This is a genomic window from Chloracidobacterium sp., assembly GCA_016711345.1.
In the GTDB taxonomy this organism is placed as follows: domain Bacteria; phylum Acidobacteriota; class Blastocatellia; order Pyrinomonadales; family Pyrinomonadaceae; genus OLB17.
Genome location: JADJTD010000001.1, coordinates 2,402,474 through 2,425,949, shown reverse-complemented (window position 1 = coordinate 2,425,949; position 23,476 = coordinate 2,402,474). Strand labels below are relative to the sequence as shown.

Sequence of the window (23,476 nt, the reverse complement as noted above, 5' to 3'; positions counted from 1 at the left end):
ATGGTCCCGAAAAACTTATTATTCGCCTGCTTTTTCCTCAGCAGGCAATTCCAAAATATCATCCTCTTCAACAGCGGCCTCTGCGGTTTCCACCACAGGCGCAGCTTCAACCGATTCAGCAGCAGCCTCAGCCACTGGAGCCTCTTCTGCCAGAGCCGCCTCAACGACCGGCGCCTCTTCCACTGACGGAGCCGGAGCCTCAGCCTCAGCTTCTAATTCCGCAGGAGCCGCCTCTTCAGCAACCGAAGGTGCCGCCGCTGGAGCTTCAGTCTTTGCTTCGGCTGCAGGAGCGGCCGCGACTCGATCTTCCTTGTCGCCGATTTGTTTGATCACAATAGCCAAGTCACGCGGTACGGCGTTAATGACCGTGACGATACGCTGTGCTTGTGCATTGAGAACGAACAACAGCTTGGAAATAAGCTCTTCTTTCGAAGGCAGATTTGCTATCGTCGTCAACTGCGTGAGGTCCACCAATTTGCCATCGACAACGCCCGTCTTGAACGTGTAGATGTCGGCGTTGTCCTTCATGAACTTCGAAATTGCTTTCGAAAGAACTACCGGATCATTTTCCGTCCACGCGATGGCCGTGACACCTTTGAGATGCTCTGTCGTTTCCTCAAACTGCGTGCCTTTGACGGCGATACGAGCAAGGGTATTTTTTACAACCTCATACTTTGCGCCCGCTTCACGAAGTCGCGCTCGAAATTCCTGGTCTTTGTTTACGGTCACCTTGGTAAAGCTGACGACCATCGCGGATGTGGAATTAGCAAGCGACTTAGTGAGGGCGTTTAAATCGTTTTGTTTTGTCTCTCTTGTTTTCATTTCTTAAATTCGCTCCTCACTTAAGCGTACGCAAGCTCATCGAGCATAACGCCCGGGCTCATCGTCGCAGCTAAGTTTATTTTCTTCAGATAACGGCCTTTCGCAGTCGTCGGCTTTGCCTTCATTACTGCGGTTATAAGTACCCTTGTATTTTCCGCAAGTTTTGCCTGATCAAATGATACTTTGCCGACAGGTGAGTGAATAACGCCCGTTTTATCGACGCGATATTCGACCTTACCGGCCTTCGTCTCTTCGATGGCGGTTTTCACGTCCATCGTTACCGTTCCTGTTTTTGGATTCGGCATCAGGCCTCGAGGACCGAGCACCTTGCCCAACTGACCGACCTTGCCCATCATATCGGGCGTCGCAATGAGTGCATCAAAGTCAAGCCAGCCGCCTTTGATCTTTTCTACTAGATCGTCGCCGCCTGCCATATCGGCACCGGCATCTTCGGCTTCCTTGATCTTGTCGCCTTGAGCGATAACAACGATCTTTTTCGCCGTACCGCCAAGGCCGTGAGGCAGAACAATAGTGCCTCGGACAAGCTGATCCGCTTTTCGCGGGTCAACGCCGAGCCACATTGTAAGTTCAACTGTTTCGTCGAATTTGGCGAAGGCTATCTCTTTTAGTTTCGAGACAGCTTCGTCGAGCGTGTGCTTCTTGCCCGACTCGATCTTTTCCAGAGCCGCGCGGTATTTCTTTCCTCTTTTCATTTTACCTCCAGGTATTAACGAACGACTTTGCCGTTCTCCCTAATGAGACTTATGGAACTTATATGTCCTATAAGACTTAACTGTTAATCAATTGTCAAACCCATCGATTTTGCCGTTCCCTCGATGGTCCGCATTGCGGCGGCGAGGTCAGACGTGTTGAGATCGACCATTTTTAGCTTGGCGATCTCTTCGATCTTCGATTTTGAGATAGAGCCGACTTTTTCACGGTTTGCTTTTCCCGAACCCTTTGCGATTCCCGAAGCCTTTCTCAAAAGATCGGCTGCGGGCGGCGTTTTCGTTTCGAATGAGAACGAGCGATCCGCATAAACCGTGATCACGACCGGAATTTTCATATCCGGATCGTCGTTTTGCGTCTTGGCGTTGAACGCCTTGCAAAACTCCATGATATTCACGCCGTGTTGGCCAAGTGCCGGGCCGATCGGCGGCGCCGGATTCGCCTTGCCGGCGGGAATCTGTAACTTAATGTAACCTTCTATCTTCTTTGCCATTTTCGATTAACGATCCCTTGCGGGAATGTCCTCATTTATTCTTCTTCTGCAAAAGTAACCTTTTCAACCTCTAAGAAACTCAGTTCATAAGGCGTTGAACGCCCAAAAATGGTGATCGAGACCTTGAGCGTGCTCTTGTCCTCGTTGACCTCTTCGACCTTGCCGGTAAAGCTGGCGAATGGGCCCGATTTGATCCTCACGACCTCGCCGACCTCGTAAGTAAACTTCGGTTTCGGCTTTTCGGTCGCGACCTCAATATTTCGGACGATCTGATCAACTTCTTCCTGCGTTAGCGGAGTTGGGTCTTTACCACCCAAAAACCCGGTCACCTTCGGAGTCGATTTGATCGCGTGAAACACGTTATCAGGCGGTTTTTTATTGTCTCCGCACTCGATCTCGACAAGCACGTAGCCTGGATAGAACATTCGTTCTGAGACATACTCCTTGTTGCCGCGCATCTCGACGACCTTTTCTTTCGGCAGCAAAACTTCGGTTATCTGTTCGGTGAGCTCCATATCGCGAATTCTCGCGTGCAGGCTCTCAACGACCTTGTTCTCATGCCCCGAATAAGTGTGGATAAAATACCACTGCTTCATCTCAAATATCCTTAAGCCCCGGCGATCTGATTGATCACCCATGTGAGAGCTTCTACAAAGTAAACCCAGCCTTGATCGATAAGAAATAAATACACCGCAAAAAATATTACGTTGATAATTACGATAATGGTCGTGCCCTTGACATCATCTGACGAAGGAAACGTGGTCTTATCCAACTCGGCGCGTGTTTTGGTAATAAACTCGCCAATGCCTTCTTTCTGTTTTGCTACTGCTTCTGACACGTATCTATCTCCTAATAGCTCTCCTAAATCTCAATATGGCAGGGGTAGCAGGACTCGAACCCGCACCTAAGGTTTTGGAGACCTCCATGCTAACCATTGACACCATACCCCTTTAAATAGTTACGAGTGCGGAGTTTGGAGAGTTGTGAGTAAGATCTTTACTCTCTGAACTCTTCAAACTCTCAGAACTCACAACTTATTTGTTTTCTCTGTGAACTCGGTGGCAACGGCAGCGACGGCAAAATTTCTTAAGCTCAAGCCTATTAGGCGTGTTCTTTTTATTCTTTGTCGTCACGTAATTACGCTCTTTGCACTCGGTGCACTGTAAAATTATATTATCTCTCGGCATTTCTTTCCTCATTCAGAGCTACGCTGTAAGCGTAACTCTGTGCGAAACACGCCCGAAGGCGCAACTCTAAACTGTTATTCCACGACCTCGGACACTGTTCCGGCACCAACCGTGCGGCCGCCTTCGCGGATAGCAAAGCGGAGGCCTTTTTCCATGGCGATCGGAGCGATGAGCTCGATCTCCATCTGTATGTTGTCGCCCGGCATCACCATCTCGACTCCTGCCGGAAGGTGTGCAACGCCCGTTACGTCCGTTGTTCTAAAGTAGAACTGCGGGCGGTAGCCTGTAAAGAACGGTGTGTGTCGTCCGCCTTCTTCTTTGGTCAAAACGTATGCCTCGGCCTTGAACTTAGTGTGCGGCGTGATCGAACCCGGCTTAACGATCACCTGTCCGCGTTCGATCTCTTTTCGCTCAACACCACGAAGCAGCAGTCCGACGTTGTCGCCTGCCATCCCGCTGTCGAGCAGCTTCTTGAACATTTCGACGCCTGTGCAGACCGAGTTTCTCGTCTCTTTGATACCGACGATCTCGACAGGGTCGTTGACGTTGATCGTGCCTCGTTCAATTCTTCCGGTCGCAACCGTACCGCGTCCTTGAATGGTGAAGATATCTTCCACCGGCATCAGGAACGGCTTGTCCGTCTCGCGTGCAGGCGTCGGAATGAAATCATCTACCGCCTGCATCAGCTCGTCGATCTTCGGCTCCCAAGCGGCATCGCCTTCGAGGGCTTTCAGAGCAGAACCCTGAATGACAGGAATGTCGTCGCCCGGATACTCGTACGAGCTAAGCAGCTCGCGGATCTCCATCTCGACGAGCTCGAGCAGTTCCGCGTCGTCGACCATGTCCGCTTTGTTCATAAAGACGACCATCGTCGGGATACCAACCTGACGGCCGAGAAGGATGTGCTCGCGTGTCTGCGGCATCGGGCCGTCCGTCGCTGCGACAACGAGAATAGCTCCGTCCATCTGGGCGGCTCCTGTGATCATGTTCTTGACATAGTCGGCGTGGCCCGGGCAGTCGACGTGGGCGTAATGGCGGTTAGCCGTTTCATACTCAACGTGCGAAGTCGCAATCGTAATACCACGAGCCTTTTCCTCAGGTGCGTTGTCGATCGAGTCAAACGACCGGAACGTCATCTTAGCGTTATGCTTTGACATCACCTTTGTTATTGCTGCCGTCAATGTCGTCTTGCCGTGATCCACGTGCCCGATTGTCCCAATGTTCACGTGCGGCTTACTGCGATCGAATTTTTCCTTGCTCATCTCTTTATCTCTTCCCCTAAAGTAATCAAATAAACTAAATAATAACTGGAGCCCAAGGCGGGATTTGAACCCGCGACCTCATCCTTACCAAGGATGCGCTCTACCCCTGAGCTACTTGGGCCGGTTCTAGTGCGTCTCGCCTGACAAATAACTGGAGCGGGAGACGAGACTCGAACTCGCAACATTCAGCTTGGAAGGCTGACGCTCTACCATTGAGCTACTCCCGCATACCGATTTTGGATTTTAGAAATACGATGTTGGATTACCCTAAGAAGGCAATTCCCTCAACAATTTCTTATGATCCAAAATCTAAAATCGGCAATCTAAAATCGCCTAACTGGTGCATGGGGTAGGATTTGAACCTACGTAGGAAATTAATCCGACGGGTTTACAGCCCGTTGCCTTTGACCGCTCGACCACCCATGCGTGATCTATTTATAAATGCTACAGCCGACTTTTCGAGCCAATTAGCAAATTTCCAATGATATATAAACAAAAAGCAAGTTGCAAGTCGGATTTACCCTAAATTCTTAATTCCCGCTCGAGGCCTTCGTTTTTGTAGTAAATAACCGCTGCCGACCGTAGGGCGTTGCATTCAACTTAAGTGAACCGCGATTATTCACGTTTGCGGCTAGTGAAATAAAGCCGATAACCATTGATGCAGTTGACGACAGCGTGAATGGAAGACGAGAGAGATCGCCTCGCTTTCAAAAGGCCGTGTTACCAAGCTAACTATATGATCTGTAAGGGCTTATCTGATAACTAGAGAAAAAAAGCCATCTACTGACTCCAAAAAGCCATCGCTGACCCCTAAAAAGCCATCGGAGACACCCAAAAAGCCATCGGAAAAATTTTATATTTAAGACAATTCCGGCTTTAAAAACGTCGTTTTTTGCGATTTCCACTAGTCGACCACCAGTCAGCTCCGCCGATTTCGCCGCCTCGCCCGCAAAACAGCCGCCTCGACAACCACCGCCGGCCACGGAATGCCTTTGTTTGCAATGGAGACTTTTGGAAAGATATCGGAGAATCCCCCAAAAAAACCATCTTTAAAGACGGTATTTTCTTGCAAATTTGCCACGGACCTGTTTTCAATCGGCCACCGCAGCGTCGCTGAGATTTTCGCTTCCGCTAGAGTAAATCTCGTCAACCGAATCGATTGGATCTAGCGAAACGGCCACTTCAAAGTCTTCAAACTATTCACGACCGCGGGTGAAAGCGTTTGTAATTGTCCTTGAGCTGTTTGTTCGTGATGTGCGTGTATATCTGTGTCGTCGAAATATCGGCGTGGCCTAGCATCTGCTGCACCGAGCGTATGTCGGCACTGTTTTGAACTAAATGCGTTGCAAAAGAATGGCGCAGAGTGTGCGGCGAAACGCCTTCGAGGTCGCATTTTTTGGCGTATTCGACGATAAATGCATGGATCATCTGCCGCGTGACCGGTTTTCCGTTTGCGCCGACAAAAATATTGTCGATCTCGATATTTTCCTTCTTTCGACGCAAAACAAGATAGCTTTTCAACCACTCAATGGCACTCGAACCGACCGGCACACGCCGTGTTTTACTGCCTTTTCCGGTGGTTGTGACGATGCCAAGGTCAATATCTATGTTGCCAATCTTAAGATCTACGGCCTCCGATACACGCAAACCGGAAGCATACATTATTTCAAGTATCGCGCGGTCGCGAAGGCCAATTTCCGTCGAAGTATCAGGAGCCGCAAGCAGCATTTCGATCTCGGTTTGATTTAGGAACCGCGGCAGATAAACACCTTTTTGCGGAGCAACGAGATCTTCGGCAGGGTTATTTTTGATGTGCCCGTCGAACATCAAAAACTTGTAAAACCCGCGAACCGCACTGATAAGACGCCGTCTTGAGTTCTCAGACAACTTTTCAGCCCCAAGATCGATCAGCCATTCGCGAAGGTCCTGCCGGGTGAGAGTCATGAGATCAAAGCCATTCTTTCCCGACCAGTCGCCTAGCCGCGCAAGATCAGTTCCGTAACTCTCAATCGAATTCGCAGCAAGGCCCTTTTCGACACGGCAATAAGAAAGATATTCGCGGATCAGGTTACGCTTTTCATGCGACGGATTTTGCATTTGAAGATATTTCGAGCGATTGGAAGTAAAGATGTTAGGGCCATTTTACCAGACGACCTCGATTGGCTAAATACTAAAAGATAAATCATTGAAAAAGCAAGGAAAACCGCTATTCTAGCATTGCAAGGCAAGCGGCATTGATTAGTCGATGATATTATTACTGATGATGATACGCTCTAAAGTCTTCCTTTTTACTGCATTGCTTCTCGTAGGAAATGTTGTTTCGAACGCCGCTCAAACAACGAATAAGGATGAAGCCGACGCCATCAAACTAGCACGCGCATTCTCCCGCCGTCTCAAGCAAACCAAAGATGTAAAACCCTTGATCTCCGAATTTTTTGCGGATAATTTTATGGCGAACTCTTTGATTGGATTCGAAAGCGATCAGTATCTCTTTATGAAGACGGACGTGGCAAGAAAACTCGATAGTAAATCCTTGACGCGCTTCTATGTTGCATTCTTTAATTGGAATTATCTAAGCACAATATACATTTACAGTAAACATTCTTCGAGGTCCGACGACAGTATCCCATTGGAGAAGGAGTTTCCTGCCGACGTATGGCGAATTCTTCGCAAGAATCGTTTTTTTATGAAAATGAACAACGACCTCAATTTTCAAAATCTTGAAAGTGTCGAACAAGTGCGAAGCATGACTGAGACTTGGGAGATGGCATCTCTACCGCTTCGAAAACACGTCAATCGGTTAGGAAGCGAACCCACCTCGCAGCTTCGCGAATCGCTCGCAGACTGGGGAAAGCGATACCATCCCTTTTTTAAGCCTAGGACATTCGAATGCGATGCGGATTGCAATGGCTTGCCACAAGGAACAAAGTATATCGACATATTGATATTTCCCGCGTTTGATGTGCGTATAGTCCGAATAAACAGGCGCATGAAGATAATTGAGGCCGGCCCGTATTATGATTGATCCACTGCTTCAGAAATCATCTTGGTTAGGGTAAGTAAAGCTCTCGGAACGGCAGTTTCCGATTTCGGCCACCAACTGTTCGTTTGAATTTACCATCCCGTGCGCTAACCAACGCGAATAACTCCAACTTCGAAGGTCGCCCTCTTCCTGCTTTTCACAGTAGCGTCTGGCAATCCGGCGAATAACTGACAGTTGATCGTCGCCGGAAATGGTTTCAAAGGAATCCAACAGCACCGGAATAGCATCATCGCTCAACTGCGAATTGTAACCTGCATCAAAATCCCTACCTTGCTGCATAAGCGCAATATTAGTCTTTACGATAAACTCGTCAGGATTCAACACGTGAGTCGCCCCGAGAATAAAGAATGCTGACCACAACGCTCCCCACGCGAAATGTTTGCGGGCCCCTCGTAGGACTGTCACGCCGAACCACACAAAGACTATCGCCAGCCACGTCATGAAGATGAGCGGATACAATCGTATCGTCGTCATTCCGTAGCCGAGGTTGCCGGTCAATAGAACGAGCCGCTGGACTGCCGAAGCCATGATCACAAACAAGAGGGCGATCTGAATGCCTGCGAGTATGCGAAACAGCTTTTCGGTGAATGGGTTTTCCTTGCGGATGAGCCAGTGGCCGACAAGCAGCATCGGCAGAACGAGCGCCGATACGGCAACGAGTTCGCCAAAGCCTCGACGGGCGTATTCGGCGAGTTTGAAATCGGGCGTGTTTTGCACGAGTTCCATTCCGCCGAAAAGATACGGCACCTGAAAGATCACAAAGCTGACGAACAGGAGATTTACGAGACCGAGAATGACGCCAACCTCGACCGTGCCAAGCGTAAAGCCCGGAGCGATCGAATTGTCGATATTGGCCCATGTCCAAGTTGTTTTCTTTGCGGACGAATCATCTGTTTTTGTTTCTGCCTCAACATTCGGTGCATCGGATGTATTTATATACTCAACGACCGTTTTGTTGTCCGGCAAGACGACTGGATGTTCGCCTGATTCTGCACGAAATTTATCCACTTTGCTCTCATCGGTTTTCGCCGCAGCGGTGTCGATGATCGAAAGTGACGGCACGACAACCGGCGCCGTTCCGGAAAAAATTGCCCCTCGAAAATACCCGGCAGTCAGCCACGCGAACAATGCGAACAGCGCTCCGTGTGAAAGCACAATGTCGAAATCAAGATTAAGGATCTTTCGCACCCAGCCGTCATAGACAGCGTCTGCGGCCATAAATAAGCCGCCAAAAATGAGGATCAACGGCGTCGCTATCAGCAGGCTGCGAAACACGGCAAAAGCTTGTTTTCGCCAGCCGTTCATCGGCAGCTCGTTCCATCCAATATCGCTGGCTAGTAAAGCAAACGGAGCAAACACGGAATTCAAGGCTGCCCAAACGACGCCGACAGCGTATTGAAACACACCAGCAACCTTCGCCGTTACTTTCAGCGTCGGCAAAATGAGTACGCCGAGTATCGCAATGATAGCGAACGTATCAGCGACGCGAAGCTCGATCGCATCGCGCCAAACAAACATCGATGCGAAAAACACCAATGCTCCGAGCAGCGCGTACGTCTGTGTATTTAAGCGCTTAGGAGCATGACGCCAAAGCAGCGTCAACACTCCGCCCGCAAACGCCAGGTTAAACAGCAGCACATTCAATCCCCAAGGCGTCTGCCGCAACAAAACATCGCCCAGCACACCAAGCACCGCCGCTACCTGTAATATCTCTAAACCAGTTTTTGTTCGTTCGTTCATTTTCGTAAACCTATCTTGCTATAACATCGAGCAATTACTTGATTGTGTTCTTCGCATAGAAGCATTAAAACCACTGGCACCACCAGTCCACTCCTTATGGAGCGGCAATTGTCATTAACCCGTAGTTCTCAAAATTTTGTTCGTAATCGTTTATCTCTTCGAAGTTTTTCAAGCTTTTTGTTGAGATTTTTATCGGACCGATCATTTCTTTATTAGTCGGTGATATGGAAAAGCTCGGTGCGAAAACAATTAAGCCCGAAGCTCCATCCTTTTTGTAAAAAATTCTTTCCGTATGAAATACAACGCATTGATCGGTCTGATCTCTTTTCCCAAACTCGTAAGGCTCGGAACATAAACGCACCTCTTCATGATCGCCAGTTATGCCCCATACGCGAGCAACCGTGTAGATTTTCCTATTGATATTCGGAAAATAAATCGTTTGAAAATTCATTGGTGTCTCGCCGAAAATCGGTGAGTAAAGAAAATGCATTGCAATAGCCCCAAGTGTTATTCCAATGACTAAACCCACCACTAAACCAACTGCTACTAAGATCGCCTTCATTTCTTTCGCCTATGCCTTCTTCATGGCGTTGATTAACGCTTCCATGTGATCAAGATACCTTTCTACAGCCTTTCGGCCTTCTTTTGTGATCTTGTATTCGGTGAGCGGCATGCGGCCTTTGAACGATTTTTCGCAGGTCAGGTAACCGGCCTCTTCGAGTTTGCGTGCGTGAACTGAGATGTTGCCGTCTGATGTTGCAAGCAGATCTTTCAGCTCGGTAAAGCTCAGTTTTTCATTCGCCGCGAGTGCGCTGATGATGCCGAGACGCATGCGTTCGTGAATGACCTTATCGAGTTCGCCTGAGACTTTTTCAGCCGCTCGTGCGACCGTCAACCCGCGTGTTTTTTCTTCTTTTTTTAATGCTAAATTCTTTGCCATTGAAATTCTTTAACCGCCGTAGCGTTTCGCGATGATCGCTCCGAAAATTATGTGAAGCCCGCCGAAGCTAAGTGCCATCATCAGGTTGCCGTAATTTGTCGGCAGTGCGAATGCAACGGCTCCCAGAACCATAAAGCACCAGCCCATCACGGGAATTACGCGAACCGAGAACGCTCCACCGCTTGCGACCGCTGCGCCGTATGCGAGCATGCAAACCGGGGCCATTTCGTAATAGTGGCCGTACTTCCACAAACCGAGCACGGCGATAACACCGGCAACGAGCGGCGGCACAAAACCCATTGCGAATTTTTTCGCCGGAGCGGAAACGAGCGATTGACCCGCGATCTTCGATTTTTGCCACATCGCAAGCAGGCCTATAGCAAATGCGAGAAACGCCTCGACAAGCCAGACGGTGAGCGAATCGACAAGATAAACCTGCAGGTTTGCAATATAAGCAGCAACACACGCCGTAACGCCCATCAAAATTCCACCATAGCCCGGAACAGCTGTAAACGCCGTCGAGCGCTCCATCGTTTCGCGTATAAATTGAAGGTTGTCGATGGCACGGTCACCGAGATTTACCGCCGCGTTTGGTGAGTCGTCATCTTTTCGGAGAGCTTGATTGTTCGCCATAGTGAAACAAGAATATCTCAAGTAATTTCGTTTGTCAAGTACTTTATATTATAAAGTATAAATATAGAAAGAGGCGGCCTTTTAGGGCCGCCGAAATTCTCATGGAGAAAGAGGATCCTGATCTAGTGTGGGTCGTCGAGAGTAACTTTTCCTTTGAATGTTCGGAAAAGAAATATGAAATATCCGAGAGCGATAATGATGCCGATCGTCCACCAGATCAGGCCGACGCCGAGGCCGTAGGCACCTGCTTTGGCGTTGTGCACGGTCAGGCTGTATTGCGGATCGAGTGCGGGCAATACGTTTGGGTACAGCCCGTAAACGGCACCACCGAGCATCATTGCGAGATAGACCGACGACGCGATAAAGGCTCCTTTGTCATTGCCCTTGGCGTTGAAGTACTTGACCGCGATCAGCGACCCGACGACGGCTAACGGTATCAGCCAGCCGATCGGCAGATAGAAATAGTTATCGAGCAGCGTTGGCCTCACGCTCATTACTGCCGCGAGGCTTAGAATTGTAACGATCACCAATGCGAACCAGCCGACGCTCACGACCTTGCGTGAACGTGCGTTCATATCGCCCTCGGTCTTGATCGCCAAATAACTCGCCCCGTGGATCGCCAATGCGACGAAAGCGACGACACCTGAAAGCACGGTGAACCAATCGAGGATGCCTGTTTCCCCAGTCGTTCCCCAATGTGTGAACAGCGGCTCAAAAAAGTAACCGGTCGCATCGAGCGGCACGCCGCGAATGACGTTGCCGAGTGCCGCCCCGAAGAAAATCGCGAGCAGGACACTTGAAAGCGCAAATACAAAATCCCAAAAGCTTGTCCACAGCGGATTATTTAGCTGGTGCCGCAGTTCGATGCCGGTCGCCCTCATTATCAGCAGCCACAGGACCATGATGAGCGGCAGATAGAATCCGCTGAAACCCGCTGCGTAAAGCGCCGGAAATGCAAAGTAAAGCGTTCCGCCGGTAGCCAGCAGCCATACTTCGTTACCGTCCCACACCGGGCCGATGGCACTGATGGTGGCGGCACGTTCCCGCTCATTGCGGCCGACGTAGTAGTGGACAATTCCTGCTCCGATATCAAAACCGTCGAGAATGACGTAACAGACCAGCATAAACGCGACTATCCCAAACCAAAATGTTTCCATTTCGTCCTCCTTAGACCGTTTCCGGCGTGATCTCAGCTCCCAATTCTTCGGCACCGTGCTCGATCCGACGCAGCATCAAAAATATGTAGAGCAGCGACAGGATCGTATACATTCCGGCAAAACCGAGCAACGTAAACAGTATGTTGCCGCCCGAGACCAACGGAGAATGGCCGTGTTCAGTCCGCATCAGGCCGTAAACGAGCCAAGGTTGGCGTCCGAGTTCGGCAACTGCCCAGCCAACCGTATTTGCAATGAAAGGGAACGGAAAACTGAGCATCAATATCCAGAGCAGCCAATTTGCGTCAAACAGCCAGCCTCGCCACAGCCAAAAAGCGGAGATCGACATAATCGCAATAAAGATCGTGCCGAGGCCGACCATGATGTGAAAACTGTAGTAGAGGAGCGGCACGTTGGTCGGGTGATCTTCCTTCGGGAACTCGTTCAGGCCTTTGACCTTGGCGTCCCATCGCTGATAGGTGATAAAGCTGAGCATGTTCGGGATATGGATAGCATTATCGAGCCGTTTTTTTTCCATATCGGGCTGGCCGATGAGGGCGATCGGAGCTCCGTCTTGGGTCTCAAACAAGCCTTCCATCGCAGCAAGTGTGACGGGTTGATGTTGGGCGATCATCTTGCCCTGATGGTCGCCGGACGGAAAGAGCATCCAGATGCTGCTGATACAACCCGCGACGACACCGACCTTCATGAACATCCGGCCGTATTCGACCTTTTTCTTCGAAAGAATGTAGAACGCACCAAGAGCGGACACGGCAAACGAACCGACGACGACGGCTCCGCCCATGTTGTGCATGTATTGATAGACGGCCCATTCGTTCAGAACGAGTGACCAAAAGCTGGTCAGTTGGACCGAACCGTCAGGCATGGTTTCGTAACCAACGGGATGCTGCATCCAGGCGTTTGTCGCGATAATGAACCAGCCCGAGAGCCATGTACCGACAAATAACAGAAATGCCGACAGCCAATGCAGCTTTTGCCCGAGCCGTTTCTCACCGAAGAGAAATAGGCCAATAAAAGCCGATTCGAGAAAGAAAGCGAACGTCCCTTCCATCGCCAGTGTCTGGCCGATCACGCCGCCGGCGAACTTCGAAAACACCGCCCAGTTCGTACCGAACTGAAACTCCATGGGAATGCCTGTAACGACGCCAAAAAGAAAACTGATACCAAAGATCTTGCCCCAAAATCGTGCTATCTCGTTCCAGCGTTCGTCTTTTTTCGATATCGCCAGCGTCTTGAAAATGACGATCAGCGGTGCGAGCCCCATCGTCAGCATCGGGAATAAATAATGGTAGGTAATTGTAAACGCAAATTGAATACGCGCAAGTGTGTTGGCTTCCATGATGACTCTTTAGAAAAAACAACAGCTCGGAGCTGTCATAATCAATATTCGCCTTAGCTTTTTAGCATAATTCGCATAATATACTTTGAAAGTGACTAGTGTCACAAGGCGGGATAAAATTGCGACCTTCCGCGGATCGCGAGCGTCTAAATCAACGTACTTAAAAAATCACTATGAACCTGAGATGTTTCGCACTTCTATTTGTGGCTGCGGCGTATACTTTGCCTCTCAAGCCTCACGTTCACCTTGTCGCCAAGATTCTCAGTAGGCGGCTCCGATGGAGCGGCCACGGAATAGGTCAGGCGCTTGCCCTGCATGGTGAAACTCTTGCCGTTCCATTTGTAGAATGAGCGCGTCCAATGCGTTGGGCAGCAGAGTTGTTCTTCGTCGCCGGTTATCTTGCCGGTTTCGGTTTGGCCGAGAAGAAAACGATCCTGGCCGTAGAGTTCAATAACGAGTAAGCCGTTTTCGAAACGGATGTCCTTTAATCCGCCGTCCGCACGATCACCGGTGCGAAACGGCCATAACAACTCAGGCTTTCCGTCCTTCCAATCAAATATATAAACGATCTGCGGTATCGCCGCACCTGCCGTCTCGACCTTTAAGATGACGATCGCTTCATCCTGTCCGTCGCCAGTCACGTCGATGAATTTTGTCGTGACATACGACATTCCGATGCGGCGACCCAATTTCACTTCGGCCTTTTCCTCATCGGTCATGTCTTCTTTAATGACCTTGCCTTCGACTGGTGCAACGCGTCCGTTTGTCAAAGTAAAATCAGCCGTGCCGTCAGGATTTTGCCAGCCGCGCGGAAGTTCGTAGGTGTAGTTTTTGAAATCGAAATTTCCTATCGGTGACGTGGTCGTTTTATTTCGGTCGTCGAACAGTTCGGTTTGAAGGTTTGGGATTGAGGGCGTCGGGACAACGGTTCGAGACTGCAACTGGGGCGACGCAGTGACGAATTTCGCATTCGCCAGCGGTTCGACGGGTTTCGAACACGAGGCTCCCAGGATTGCTGCAGCAATGAAATAAAAGACGGCAGATTTCATCGGCCAAAAATCCTATTCTATGGCATCGGCATAGCCACGCTGTATGCCCAGATACTCTGCGGCGAGTGCCGTTTCGCCGATGGCCTCGGCTCGTATCGCTGCGGTCTTATAAAATCTTACGAGCGATTTGCGAAGATAGTTTCGCTGTTCGGCCGTTTCGAAGGCCGTTTCGCCGTCGGGCCTCGACAGCTCAGAAAGTTCCATTTCCGCAACTTCACGGACCAAGATCCGCAGTCTTTTCTCGTCACCGACAGCTGTTGTGACCTCGGCCAACGAGCCGATCAGCGTACGGACGATGACATGGTCGCGTCGCCCAAAATGAAATATCTGATCGAACGCATCATCGACAAACTGCTCAAAACTCGGCTCTTTGATGATAACACGGTGTTTTGCGACATCCTTCGCTATCTTCGAATCGAGATCGCGCGTAGCAAGTTCTTTAATGATAACGCCCAGATAATGAATGCAATTGACGCACGTCGTCGGATCATTGACCGCAGGGGAGATAGCTTTGATGCCGATATCGACAAGCTGCCTGATTCCGTATTCGACGTCCTGATCAAAACTGCGAAATTTCTGAATCGAAAAACTCTTTCTGATCAACGTTTCCAGCTCACTGTCGATAGGAACCGGCGGCTCGATCGTAGCCAATGACGAACCAACCTCGACAAAACTGCCCAGATAATTCGTGACGCGTATCAAACTTTCCGGATGAGTATTTGCGAGACGTTCGCTGGCTCGTACCAGCAGGTCGGCGTCGATCTTCTCAAGAAATCCGCTTCGTTCCGAAACTATCGTGCCGTCTGCAACCTCCCTCGCAGAATCGTCCGGCACAAGATCGTAAACGCCATCAATCTCGGCGACGGTCCGGTCGGCGATGCTTTTTGTTATCGTGGCGGCATTCAGATTGTCCGCCAAGTAGCCCAAAAACAATGGAAACAAAACAAACGTCTGATATGCTCCGAGAAATAGACCGAGGGCATGCAGTGGCGAATTTTCGGTGAACTGGACCACGAAACAGAAGGCGCAAACAGCGATCGAGGACCAAAGAAACAACGCTCGAAACCTATCGCGATGCCAAAAATGCCGCACGATCCGCGGCGAAAATTGCACCGATACCAATGACAGAGCGACGAATACGAATGAAAAGGTCGTCACCAAAATCGTCACACCGATGGAGACCCAAGCGCCCAAAGCCGCACGCATCATGGGCTCCGCCTGCGCGAAAACGGATCGCGTATTGATGAATAACCCCCAGCCGATCAAGAATACCGCTAGTATAGAAACGAGCAGTATCGCCCGGTCACGGTCTGTTCGGATCGGCACCGGCCGTCGGTCTCTGCTGCGTCGTACGGTCATCTCTAACGAACTAGGCTCGTGTCAAACTGCGGTACTTGATCCGATGCGGTTGGTCGGCGTCGTGGCCGAGACGGCGTTTGCGGTCTGCTTCGTACTCGCTGTAATTGCCGTCAAAATATTCGACGTGGCTGTCGCCTTCGAACGCAAGAATATGCGTCGCGATGCGATCGAGGAACCAGCGGTCGTGACTAATTACAACGGCGCAGCCGGCAAAGTTTTCGAGAGCTTCTTCGAGCGCACGCATCGTGTTCACGTCGATGTCGTTAGTTGGCTCATCGAGAAGCAGCACGTTGGCACCGGTCTTTAGCATCTTAGCAAGGTGAACGCGGTTGCGTTCGCCGCCCGAAAGGTGACCGACAAATTTCTGCTGATCAGCGCCCGAGAAGTTGAATTTAGACACGTATGTCCGTGCGTTCATTGTTCGCGTTCCCAACGTAACGTTATCGAGCCCGTCGGCGATCTCATCAAAAACCGTTTTCTCGCCGCCGAGGCTGTCGCGCGACTGATCAACGTACCCGAGTTTGACCGTCTCGCCAACTTTGAACGAACCGGAATCGGCTGTGTCCTGCCCGGTGATGAGCCGGAACAGCGTCGTCTTACCGGCGCCATTTGGCCCGATAACGCCGACTATGCCGCCCTTTGGCAGCGAGAATTCGAGATTTTCGAATAGGATCGTGTCGCCGTAGCCTTTCGAAACGCCGTGCGCCTCGATGACGATATCGCCGAGCCGCGGGCCGGGCGGAATGTATATTTCGAGGTCGTCAGCATGCTTTTCTGATTCCGTCGCAACCATCGCTTCGTAGTCGTTGATACGAGCCTTCGATTTCGCGTGGCGGCCTTTCGGAGACATTCGTATCCATTCAAGCTCGCGTTCGAGCGTCTTTTGCAACTTGTCTTCGCTGCGTTTTTCCAGCGCGAGACGCTCGCCCTTTTGCTCGAGCCAACTCGAATAGTTTCCTTTGAACGGAATTCCCTCACCGCGATCTAATTCGAGTATCCAACCCGCAATGTTGTCGAGGAAATAACGGTCGTGCGTAACGGCGATGATCGTGCCTTCGTATTTTTGCAGATGCTGTTCGAGCCACCCGACCGTCTCGGCGTCAAGGTGATTTGTCGGCTCGTCTAGCAACAAAATATCAGGCTTTTGCAGCAGCAGACGGCACAGAGCAACGCGGCGCTTTTCTCCGCCGCTCAAGTTTTTAACTATCGTCTCCGGCGGCGGACATCGCAACGCATCCATCGCCATCTCAAGCCGCGAGTCTAAGTCCCATGCATCAGCGTGATCAAGCTTTTCCTGCACCGCGCCTTGACGCTCGATAAGTGCATTCATCGCATCATCGTCCATCGGCTCGGCAAACTTCGCGTTGATCTCTTCGTACTCTTTGAGAAGGTCAACCGTCGCTTGAACTGCTTCCTCAACGATCTGTTTGACCGTCTTCGATTCGTCGAGCTTTGGCTCCTGTTCGAGATAGCCAACAGAATAGCCCTGCGAAAAAACAACCTCACCGTTAAATTCCTTGTCCGTGCCCGCGATTATCCGCAGCAAGGACGATTTACCCGAGCCATTCAGCCCAAGCACGCCGATCTTCGCGCCGTAAAAAAACGAAAGGTAAATGTCCTTAAGGACAGGTTTCTTATCGTAAAATTTTGAAACTTTGACCATCGAAAAGATGATCTTGTTTGGTTCTGGTGTACTCATATAATTTCTAGATATGCTGCTTCCTCGATGGTCTCCAGTCTACTAAACCAAAGCAAGTTTGCATGTAAATCTTTCGGAATTGCCACTTCCTCTTTTGTCGCATCACGATCAAGCTCGATTCGAATCCACATAACAAAATTGTCCTGCCCCCCTCTCTTGCCGGAGCCCGCGTAAAAGTATCTATATTTTCGTCCCGGCATCATGTCGAAGGGGCGGAGTTGCAGTACTTTCCGTAAGGTTCGATAACCGGGTTGCCAAACCCCAAACTGAAATCTCCTTGATCGAAAATCAACGACCGTGAAGAAATGATCCTCTTTTTCGAAAGCATCGAGGAACTCCATCATGCCATCGTGATTATCACGCATCGATTGTCACCGTCCGCTTTGCCAGTTTATTGGTTGTATTCGTTCGGACCTTGAAAACGATTCCCGATCCTTTGGGAGCAGTTATTGTTCCATGAGGGGAAACCTCAACTTCCGGCTCGATAACGTCTTCGTCCCAATAACGCTTACTTGCCGAAACGTCGCCAGGCAACGTGAATCCGGCGAGCGTTGACATCGCGATGTTGTGGGCGCGGCCGATGCCACTTTCCAACATTCCGCCGCACCAGACAGGAATATTTGCTTCGCTGCAGACCTTTTCGATCTGCTTTGCCTGGGTATAACCACCGACGCGGCCAAGTTTAACATTTATGATACGGCACGCGCCTAGCTCGATGGCTTTGCGTGCGTCGTCGGGTGATTTTATCGACTCGTCGAGGCAGATCGGCGTTTTAATCTCTCTTTGTAATTTAGCATGGTTGAGCATGTCGTCGTGAGCGAGCGGCTGCTCGAACATCATCAAGCCAAATTCGTCCATGCCTTTAAATAGCTCGATGTCATTGAGAGTGTAAGCCGAATTCGCATCGCCCATCAGCGGAATATCGCCAAAATGCTCACGAACCTGTCTAATGACATCGTAATCCCAGCCGGGCTTGATCTTGATCTTGATGCGGCGGTAACCGGCTTCGAGTTCTGTTTGTATTTTTTCAAAGAGCTTTTCGAGGCTGTCCTGAATGCCAATCGAAACGCCGCAGTCTATCTCAGTTAGCACACCGCCGATGTGCCGCCAAAGCGGGATGCCGAGTTTTTTGGCTTCGAGATCCCAACAGGCTGTTTCAATAGAGGCCTTCGACATTCGGTGGCCGCGAACTTTAGCAAAAGCATTCCAGACATCCGCAGCCTTTTCAACCGTCTTTCCGACGACCATCGGGGCGAGAATTTTCTCTATCGTCACCCACGCCGAGTCTGTCCATTCGTCCGAATACGACGGCGTCTCGCCGCACGTTACTTCGCCCCAGCCTTCGCCGCCGTCAGTATCCTCGACACGTACCAGAACTATCCGCCGCTCATACGTTCTGCCAAAGCTCGTCTCAAAAAAATGGACAAGCGGCATGTTGATCTCGATGAGTTCGACGGAGCGGATAGTAAACATGTCTTACCCCACGATCTCGAACTGCACAAACTGCGTCGCTATCAGTTGTTTGGCTTTCGTGAGTTCGTCAATGACGACGACCTGAAGGACATAGTCGCCGGGCATAAATTTGTCACCGATCGCCAAGCCGCCGCGCGTTCTTAGGCGCCGCATATCGGTTTGGCCGCGAAGAGCGAGCGGTTTTTGCACACCATCGAGAATAAGTTTGCCATCTCGAAAAATGCGGATCTTTGTCTGCAATTGCGGCAGTTTTGCAGAGTTTAGTTTTGCGTTATAAACAAAATAATTATAGCTAAGCAGCGATCCTGCTTTTATTCGTCGGAGTGCAGTGTCCGACAGGGGATTTGACACGTTGGTCATATTTTCGAGAACGATGCTCGACACGGTAAGTTTATTTTTCTTGAGATTCGGCACCTCTATGAACTGGCTGGCAGAACCAATTTTACCGCCCTGTGTGTCGCGGATCGCAACACGATATTGATAAGCTCCGGCATTTTTGACCGGAAACGCAAATTGATAAATGATTCCTTCGGCGACGGCCTTACGATACGCATCCGGTTTTAAAATGAGCGAATAATTTTTTGCCAGCTGATCGACGATCTGCCCGTTGTCGCCAAAACTCATCGCCAACACGTCGATGGCGGCCTTTTTCGTACCGTCTTTTTCGTCGGTGAATTTCAGATCGTTCGCGTCGATATGAAGCAGCGAACGAACGAACGATCCGGTTTTTTCGTCGTTGCCAAAAAGAGCGTTAAGCCGCATGTTGATGCCGCTGACAGCGAAAGGCGAGACCAGCGCAGTTTCGAGCTGCGCTACCGGGGGCAAGTTGGAAACGGGTTTTTCTGAACGGTCAGCAACATTGAAAAATCCGCTTCGGTAACGCACTGTCGCTCCCTTTCTCAGCACCTTGACATCGAGCTTGTTGAATTTGCGTTTTGTAGCGTCGAATGTGTCTGAGTCCGGTTCGTAAGCGATCAGATAATAACTTTGATCGTTCAGTATTCTGCGAACGCCGCTGCTTAGATCATTGTTGTTCTTTATAGCGAGGCCGCCGGTTTCTTCCGCCAAAAAGCTGAGCCCTTCCTGCGTGTCAAAAAGCTCGTCACGGCGGTCCTGGCTTAACGCATTCATTGAGTCAGGGCTTGTATCCGAAATATTGTCCACCGCGGTAAAGCCTGTGTATTGCAGGCCGCGAGCGTCCACCGTATAAAAAACCACTGAGGCTCGATTTGCCACATCAACAAGCTGCTGCAGAAAATCAAAAACGGGACCGCTTTCTTGATTCCCGTTCGCGTCTGTCTCAAAGATCTTAAAGCCGTCCGAAAAAAGTATCACCGATTTGCGACCCGGCAATTCGCTCATTCCGGTGACAATGTACCTAAGAGCGCCGAGCGTGCCGGTAGCAAAAACACTGGTGCGAAAATCGTCGAGAGTTAGGCCAGTACCCGTTGTCGTCAGTTCAGCATCGTCAAGCGTTTCAGACAGATCGGTTTGAAGGGAAGTATCCGGAGTAGCATCGATCGGTGCGAAAGCGCTAATGCCTCCACTGCCTTGCGCGTTCCATTTAACTTTTTCAATGGCCGCGTAAAGTATGCGTTTGTCCGAAGTAAATTGCTGCAGAGCGCCGATGCCGGCGCCGGTGCGAATGATCGCGACCAGATCGCCTTCCTGTATCTGTTCATCAACAAATTTCTTTAACGCTCTGCGCGTCTGATACGCGCTCTCAAACGACAGTGAAAGGTCGTCAACCACAAGCGCATAAGTCCGCCGAACGTTCTCCGGCCTGAGCGCAACCGGCGGCACAGGGATCGCATTTTTATCAATGACTTTTGGTGTTTCGGTGGTGGTCTTTACACTGGAAATGAATGAGAAATTTGTGATCCTCTGCTTTTCGCCGTTTTCGTAGATCTCGATCTCTTCAGGCCGAAGGTCAATGATGACCTTACCTTTCGAATCATTCACCGAAACATCGATCTGAATCATGCTGGTCGATATTTTTACGACATCATTATCTTCGGGCGGCGTAGCAGACTGTGCCGGTTTTGCACCTTGCGAAAAAGCCGCAGTCGAAAACAAAAACGTGAATATAAAAATTAACGACGCCTTTTTCATATCTATTCTCTCTAAAGTTAGATGTTTGTTATGATATTACGGTTTGAGTTTGTTTGAAAGTAATGTAGCCCAAGCCCGATCACCCGATAAACACTTGCCCCGCTGTTTGCATCTGATATTTACTATGTTCGAAAGATCTATTCGCCTCGGCGTATCCTTTTTATTACTTGCTGTTTTATTCACCGTCGGCTGTTCCGCACAGCAGAACGAAGAACAGGCTTTGCGAAGCCTTCGTGAAATGACCCGTAACGGTAAGCTGCCTCCTGAAGATTTTGTGGCCGGGCTTGAATCGCGGTTTGCCGGTAAAAAGACAGGCGCTCTGGCAAAGCTGCTCCATGCCCGCATTCGCTATGACAATGGTGATTTCACAGGCGCGGCAGCGATATTGAACGCAGATGTTTTCGCAAAGAAAACTAAGCTCGCCGATCACGCCTTGTGGCTGCGCGGACAAGCTCTGCAAAAAGCCGGAAATCATGCAGATGCTGCAAAAGCCTTTGAAACTTTGATTCGTAATTTTCCTGATTTTATAAGAGTTCGTGATGCGAAATTGGCGTGGGCGACTTCAGCGATCTCGGCGAGCCGAGCCATAGATATTCCGCCTTTCCTTATAGACTTAACTGAGAAAAATGACGCAGACGCATTGCTTCTCACGGCAAAGGCTTTCGAAGCGCAAGGCTTGCAAGCCGACGCCATAAAATACTATCGGCGCACATATTTCTTTGCAGCAGGTTCGACCGCGGCAAAGGAAGCCGAAACTAAATTGACGTCGTTGGCACAGCCGCTAACTCCACAGACCAGCGACGAACAGTTGGCTCGAGCGGAGAAATTATTTAACGCTAAAAGTTTCGCAGACGCCGCATCGGCTTATAGCGATCTGGCTGCAAATTTCCCCGCTGCCGCTACGCCGCAAACACGACTAAAACGACTGACCGCACTGGCAAACTCCGGCAAAATGCCGGATGCTCTAACCGCACTCAATTCGCTACCCGAATCATCCAAGGAGCGCGAAGAAGCTCACCGGCAACTCGTCCTCGGCTATGCAAAGGCAAAAATGTGGCCGCAGGCCCGTTCAACCGCTGATGAAATGAAGCAAAGGTTTCCATACGGAACACTTGTCGCCAAAACCTTCATCGACGCTGGTTTTGCGGCTCGTGATGCCAAAAATAGAACCGACGAAGCCTATTTTCTAAATAGGGCTGTCGCCGCGTTTCCCAACGCTGTCGAGGTTGCTCAGGCGCAATTTGAAACCGCCTGGATGCAGCATGAAAACAAGAATTTTGCCCTTTCGTCGCAAATGTTCATCGACCACCTTGCACGTTATGCGGATAAAGACACTGCTAGCCGAGGCAAAGCCGGTTACTGGGCCGCAAGAGACTCTGAACGCTCCGGCAAGATAAACGAGGCGTGTGCTCTTTACGACGCTGTGATCTATCGCTACTCGGCGAATTGGTATGGCTATCTGGCATTTGGCCGTCTGACGACATTAAAAAATCAAGGCAATTGCCGTACAAACACCGCTGTCGATCCCACAGTCACAAAAGCGATAGCCAATCTCAAAACGGTCACAGTCGCGGCTGAGACGGCAATCGAAAAGGAAGTTGCTCGAACTGAAAAGAGCGAAGAGCTAAGCACGATCGGCTTGTTTGATTGGGCGATCGACGAACTTCAGGAAGCAAAAAAAACCGCCGAAAAAAGCCCGAAGATCAATCTCGCTCTCGCCAAACACTACCGATTAAAAGGCGACAACGTAAACGCCCTGCTCGCTCTTGCCAAAAGCTACCCCGATTACGCTCAGATGTTTCCCGAGGAAATGGGTCGCGAGGAATGGGAAGTTTTCTATCCGCTCTTAAACTGGGCTGAGATCAAATACTGGGCCAGCGAACGGCAGCTTGACCCTTATCAAGTCGCGGGTCTAATTCGGCAGGAGTCCGTATTTAATCCGCAAGCGCGTTCACACGCAAATGCCTTCGGCCTGATGCAGCTTCTCGTGCCGACAGCTCAGTCGATGGCAAAAAAATACGTTTCTAAAACCTCGATGGTCACGTCCGATTCTCTCTATCAGCCGCCACTTAATATCGAGCTCGGCACGGCTTATATGAAAGACCAGCTTGCCAAATTTGGCCGCATAGAATACATGGCCGTTGCTTATAACGCCGGCCCCGGCCGCGTTCCGCAATGGCGTGCGACTTTACCCGCCGAAATGGACGAATTTGTCGAAGCCATCCCTTTCAAAGAAACGAAAGGCTACGTTCAGGGCGTCATACGCAACTCCGCCCAATACCGCCGCCTCTACGACGAATCCGGCAATTTCAAACAAAACGTTGGCACTCGGCCTTTACGCGGCGAGATCGACAGCAAGCCGCACGAGGAATTCGTTGCAGAATATCCAGATATCAATATCGATGATCGTGGAGAGTAGTA

At 50.2% G+C, this 23,476-nt stretch carries 22 protein-coding genes and 4 tRNA genes; 2 read left to right on the top strand and 24 right to left on the bottom strand.

Going from position 1 to position 23,476, the window contains the following annotated elements; translation table 11 throughout:
• Positions 1-18: 18 nt before the first annotated feature.
• The 12 genes from IPL32_10025 to xerD form a co-directional block, all read right to left on the bottom strand.
• Positions 19-822, bottom strand: coding sequence for a 50S ribosomal protein L10 (locus IPL32_10025; GenBank protein ID MBK8466154.1), 804 nt, complete (start codon positions 820-822; stop codon positions 19-21).
• Between the two features lie 20 nt (positions 823-842).
• On the bottom strand, positions 843-1,535 hold the full coding sequence (locus tag IPL32_10020; GenBank protein MBK8466153.1) for a 50S ribosomal protein L1: 693 nt from the start codon (positions 1,533-1,535) through the stop codon (positions 843-845).
• Between the two features lie 83 nt (positions 1,536-1,618).
• Complete coding sequence (gene rplK, locus IPL32_10015) at positions 1,619-2,044, bottom strand: 50S ribosomal protein L11 (GenBank protein ID MBK8466152.1); 426 nt, start codon at positions 2,042-2,044, stop codon at positions 1,619-1,621.
• Positions 2,045-2,079: 35 nt separating this feature from the next.
• Positions 2,080-2,640 carry a transcription termination/antitermination protein NusG gene (gene nusG / locus IPL32_10010; protein ID MBK8466151.1) on the bottom strand — a complete coding sequence of 187 codons (561 nt, stop codon included), beginning with the start codon at positions 2,638-2,640 and terminating at the stop codon, positions 2,080-2,082.
• Positions 2,641-2,651: 11 nt separating this feature from the next.
• Complete coding sequence (gene secE / locus IPL32_10005; protein MBK8466150.1) at positions 2,652-2,882, bottom strand: preprotein translocase subunit SecE; 231 nt, start codon at positions 2,880-2,882, stop codon at positions 2,652-2,654.
• A gap of 36 nt (positions 2,883-2,918) precedes the next feature.
• Positions 2,919-2,994: transfer RNA gene (locus IPL32_10000), tRNA-Trp, on the bottom strand.
• An 84-nt stretch (positions 2,995-3,078) separates the two neighbouring features.
• The gene (gene rpmG / locus IPL32_09995; protein ID MBK8466149.1) at positions 3,079-3,231 is read right to left on the bottom strand and encodes a 50S ribosomal protein L33; all 153 of its coding nucleotides are present in this window, start codon (positions 3,229-3,231) and stop codon (positions 3,079-3,081) included.
• Between the two features lie 74 nt (positions 3,232-3,305).
• Positions 3,306-4,493, bottom strand: a complete 1,188-nt coding sequence (tuf, locus tag IPL32_09990) for an elongation factor Tu (protein MBK8466148.1) — start codon at positions 4,491-4,493, stop codon at positions 3,306-3,308.
• Between the two features lie 46 nt (positions 4,494-4,539).
• Positions 4,540-4,614 (bottom strand) — tRNA-Thr (locus IPL32_09985).
• A 31-nt stretch (positions 4,615-4,645) separates the two neighbouring features.
• Positions 4,646-4,720, bottom strand: a tRNA-Gly gene (locus IPL32_09980).
• 111 nt (positions 4,721-4,831) lie between these two features.
• Positions 4,832-4,919 (bottom strand) — tRNA-Tyr (locus IPL32_09975).
• A 774-nt stretch (positions 4,920-5,693) separates the two neighbouring features.
• Complete coding sequence (xerD, locus tag IPL32_09970; GenBank protein ID MBK8466147.1) at positions 5,694-6,590, bottom strand: site-specific tyrosine recombinase XerD; 897 nt, start codon at positions 6,588-6,590, stop codon at positions 5,694-5,696.
• A gap of 148 nt (positions 6,591-6,738) precedes the next feature.
• Between xerD and IPL32_09965 the strand changes: the two genes are divergently transcribed.
• Complete coding sequence (locus tag IPL32_09965) at positions 6,739-7,518, top strand: hypothetical protein (GenBank protein MBK8466146.1); 780 nt, start codon at positions 6,739-6,741, stop codon at positions 7,516-7,518.
• Between the two features lie 9 nt (positions 7,519-7,527).
• Here IPL32_09965 and IPL32_09960 read toward each other — a convergent pair whose 3' ends face one another.
• The 12 genes from IPL32_09960 to IPL32_09905 all read right to left on the bottom strand — a co-directional run bounded on the left by IPL32_09960 (position 7,528) and on the right by IPL32_09905 (position 21,055).
• The gene (locus IPL32_09960; GenBank protein ID MBK8466145.1) at positions 7,528-9,276 is read right to left on the bottom strand and encodes a DUF4173 domain-containing protein; all 1,749 of its coding nucleotides are present in this window, start codon (positions 9,274-9,276) and stop codon (positions 7,528-7,530) included.
• 94 nt (positions 9,277-9,370) lie between these two features.
• Positions 9,371-9,838 carry a hypothetical protein gene (locus tag IPL32_09955; protein MBK8466144.1) on the bottom strand — a complete coding sequence of 156 codons (468 nt, stop codon included), beginning with the start codon at positions 9,836-9,838 and terminating at the stop codon, positions 9,371-9,373.
• A 9-nt stretch (positions 9,839-9,847) separates the two neighbouring features.
• Positions 9,848-10,216, bottom strand: coding sequence for a transcriptional regulator (locus IPL32_09950; protein ID MBK8466143.1), 369 nt, complete (start codon positions 10,214-10,216; stop codon positions 9,848-9,850).
• A 9-nt stretch (positions 10,217-10,225) separates the two neighbouring features.
• Positions 10,226-10,777 (bottom strand): hypothetical protein, encoded by a 552-nt coding sequence (locus IPL32_09945; protein ID MBK8466142.1) that lies wholly within the window; start codon positions 10,775-10,777, stop codon positions 10,226-10,228.
• A gap of 194 nt (positions 10,778-10,971) precedes the next feature.
• Positions 10,972-12,006, bottom strand: coding sequence for a cytochrome d ubiquinol oxidase subunit II (cydB, locus tag IPL32_09940; protein ID MBK8466141.1), 1,035 nt, complete (start codon positions 12,004-12,006; stop codon positions 10,972-10,974).
• Positions 12,007-12,016: 10 nt separating this feature from the next.
• Complete coding sequence (locus IPL32_09935; GenBank protein MBK8466140.1) at positions 12,017-13,363, bottom strand: cytochrome ubiquinol oxidase subunit I; 1,347 nt, start codon at positions 13,361-13,363, stop codon at positions 12,017-12,019.
• 197 nt (positions 13,364-13,560) lie between these two features.
• On the bottom strand, positions 13,561-14,412 hold the full coding sequence (locus IPL32_09930) for a hypothetical protein (protein ID MBK8466139.1): 852 nt from the start codon (positions 14,410-14,412) through the stop codon (positions 13,561-13,563).
• A 12-nt stretch (positions 14,413-14,424) separates the two neighbouring features.
• The gene (locus IPL32_09925) at positions 14,425-15,738 is read right to left on the bottom strand and encodes a DUF2254 domain-containing protein (protein ID MBK8466138.1); all 1,314 of its coding nucleotides are present in this window, start codon (positions 15,736-15,738) and stop codon (positions 14,425-14,427) included.
• A 43-nt stretch (positions 15,739-15,781) separates the two neighbouring features.
• On the bottom strand, positions 15,782-17,470 hold the full coding sequence (ettA, locus tag IPL32_09920; GenBank protein ID MBK8466137.1) for an energy-dependent translational throttle protein EttA: 1,689 nt from the start codon (positions 17,468-17,470) through the stop codon (positions 15,782-15,784).
• Positions 17,467-17,835, bottom strand: coding sequence for a hypothetical protein (locus IPL32_09915; GenBank protein MBK8466136.1), 369 nt, complete (start codon positions 17,833-17,835; stop codon positions 17,467-17,469). Before IPL32_09915 ends, ettA begins: the two co-directional genes overlap by 4 nt.
• Positions 17,828-18,943 carry an o-succinylbenzoate synthase gene (gene menC, locus IPL32_09910; protein MBK8466135.1) on the bottom strand — a complete coding sequence of 372 codons (1,116 nt, stop codon included), beginning with the start codon at positions 18,941-18,943 and terminating at the stop codon, positions 17,828-17,830. Before menC ends, IPL32_09915 begins: the two co-directional genes overlap by 8 nt.
• 3 nt (positions 18,944-18,946) lie before the next feature.
• A complete protein-coding gene (locus IPL32_09905; protein ID MBK8466134.1) occupies positions 18,947-21,055 on the bottom strand; it encodes a VWA domain-containing protein in 2,109 nt (702 codons plus the stop codon).
• A gap of 124 nt (positions 21,056-21,179) precedes the next feature.
• On the opposite strand from IPL32_09905, the gene IPL32_09900 reads away from it, so the two are divergent.
• Complete coding sequence (locus tag IPL32_09900) at positions 21,180-23,474, top strand: transglycosylase SLT domain-containing protein (GenBank protein MBK8466133.1); 2,295 nt, start codon at positions 21,180-21,182, stop codon at positions 23,472-23,474.
• Positions 23,475-23,476 lie beyond the last annotated feature (2 nt).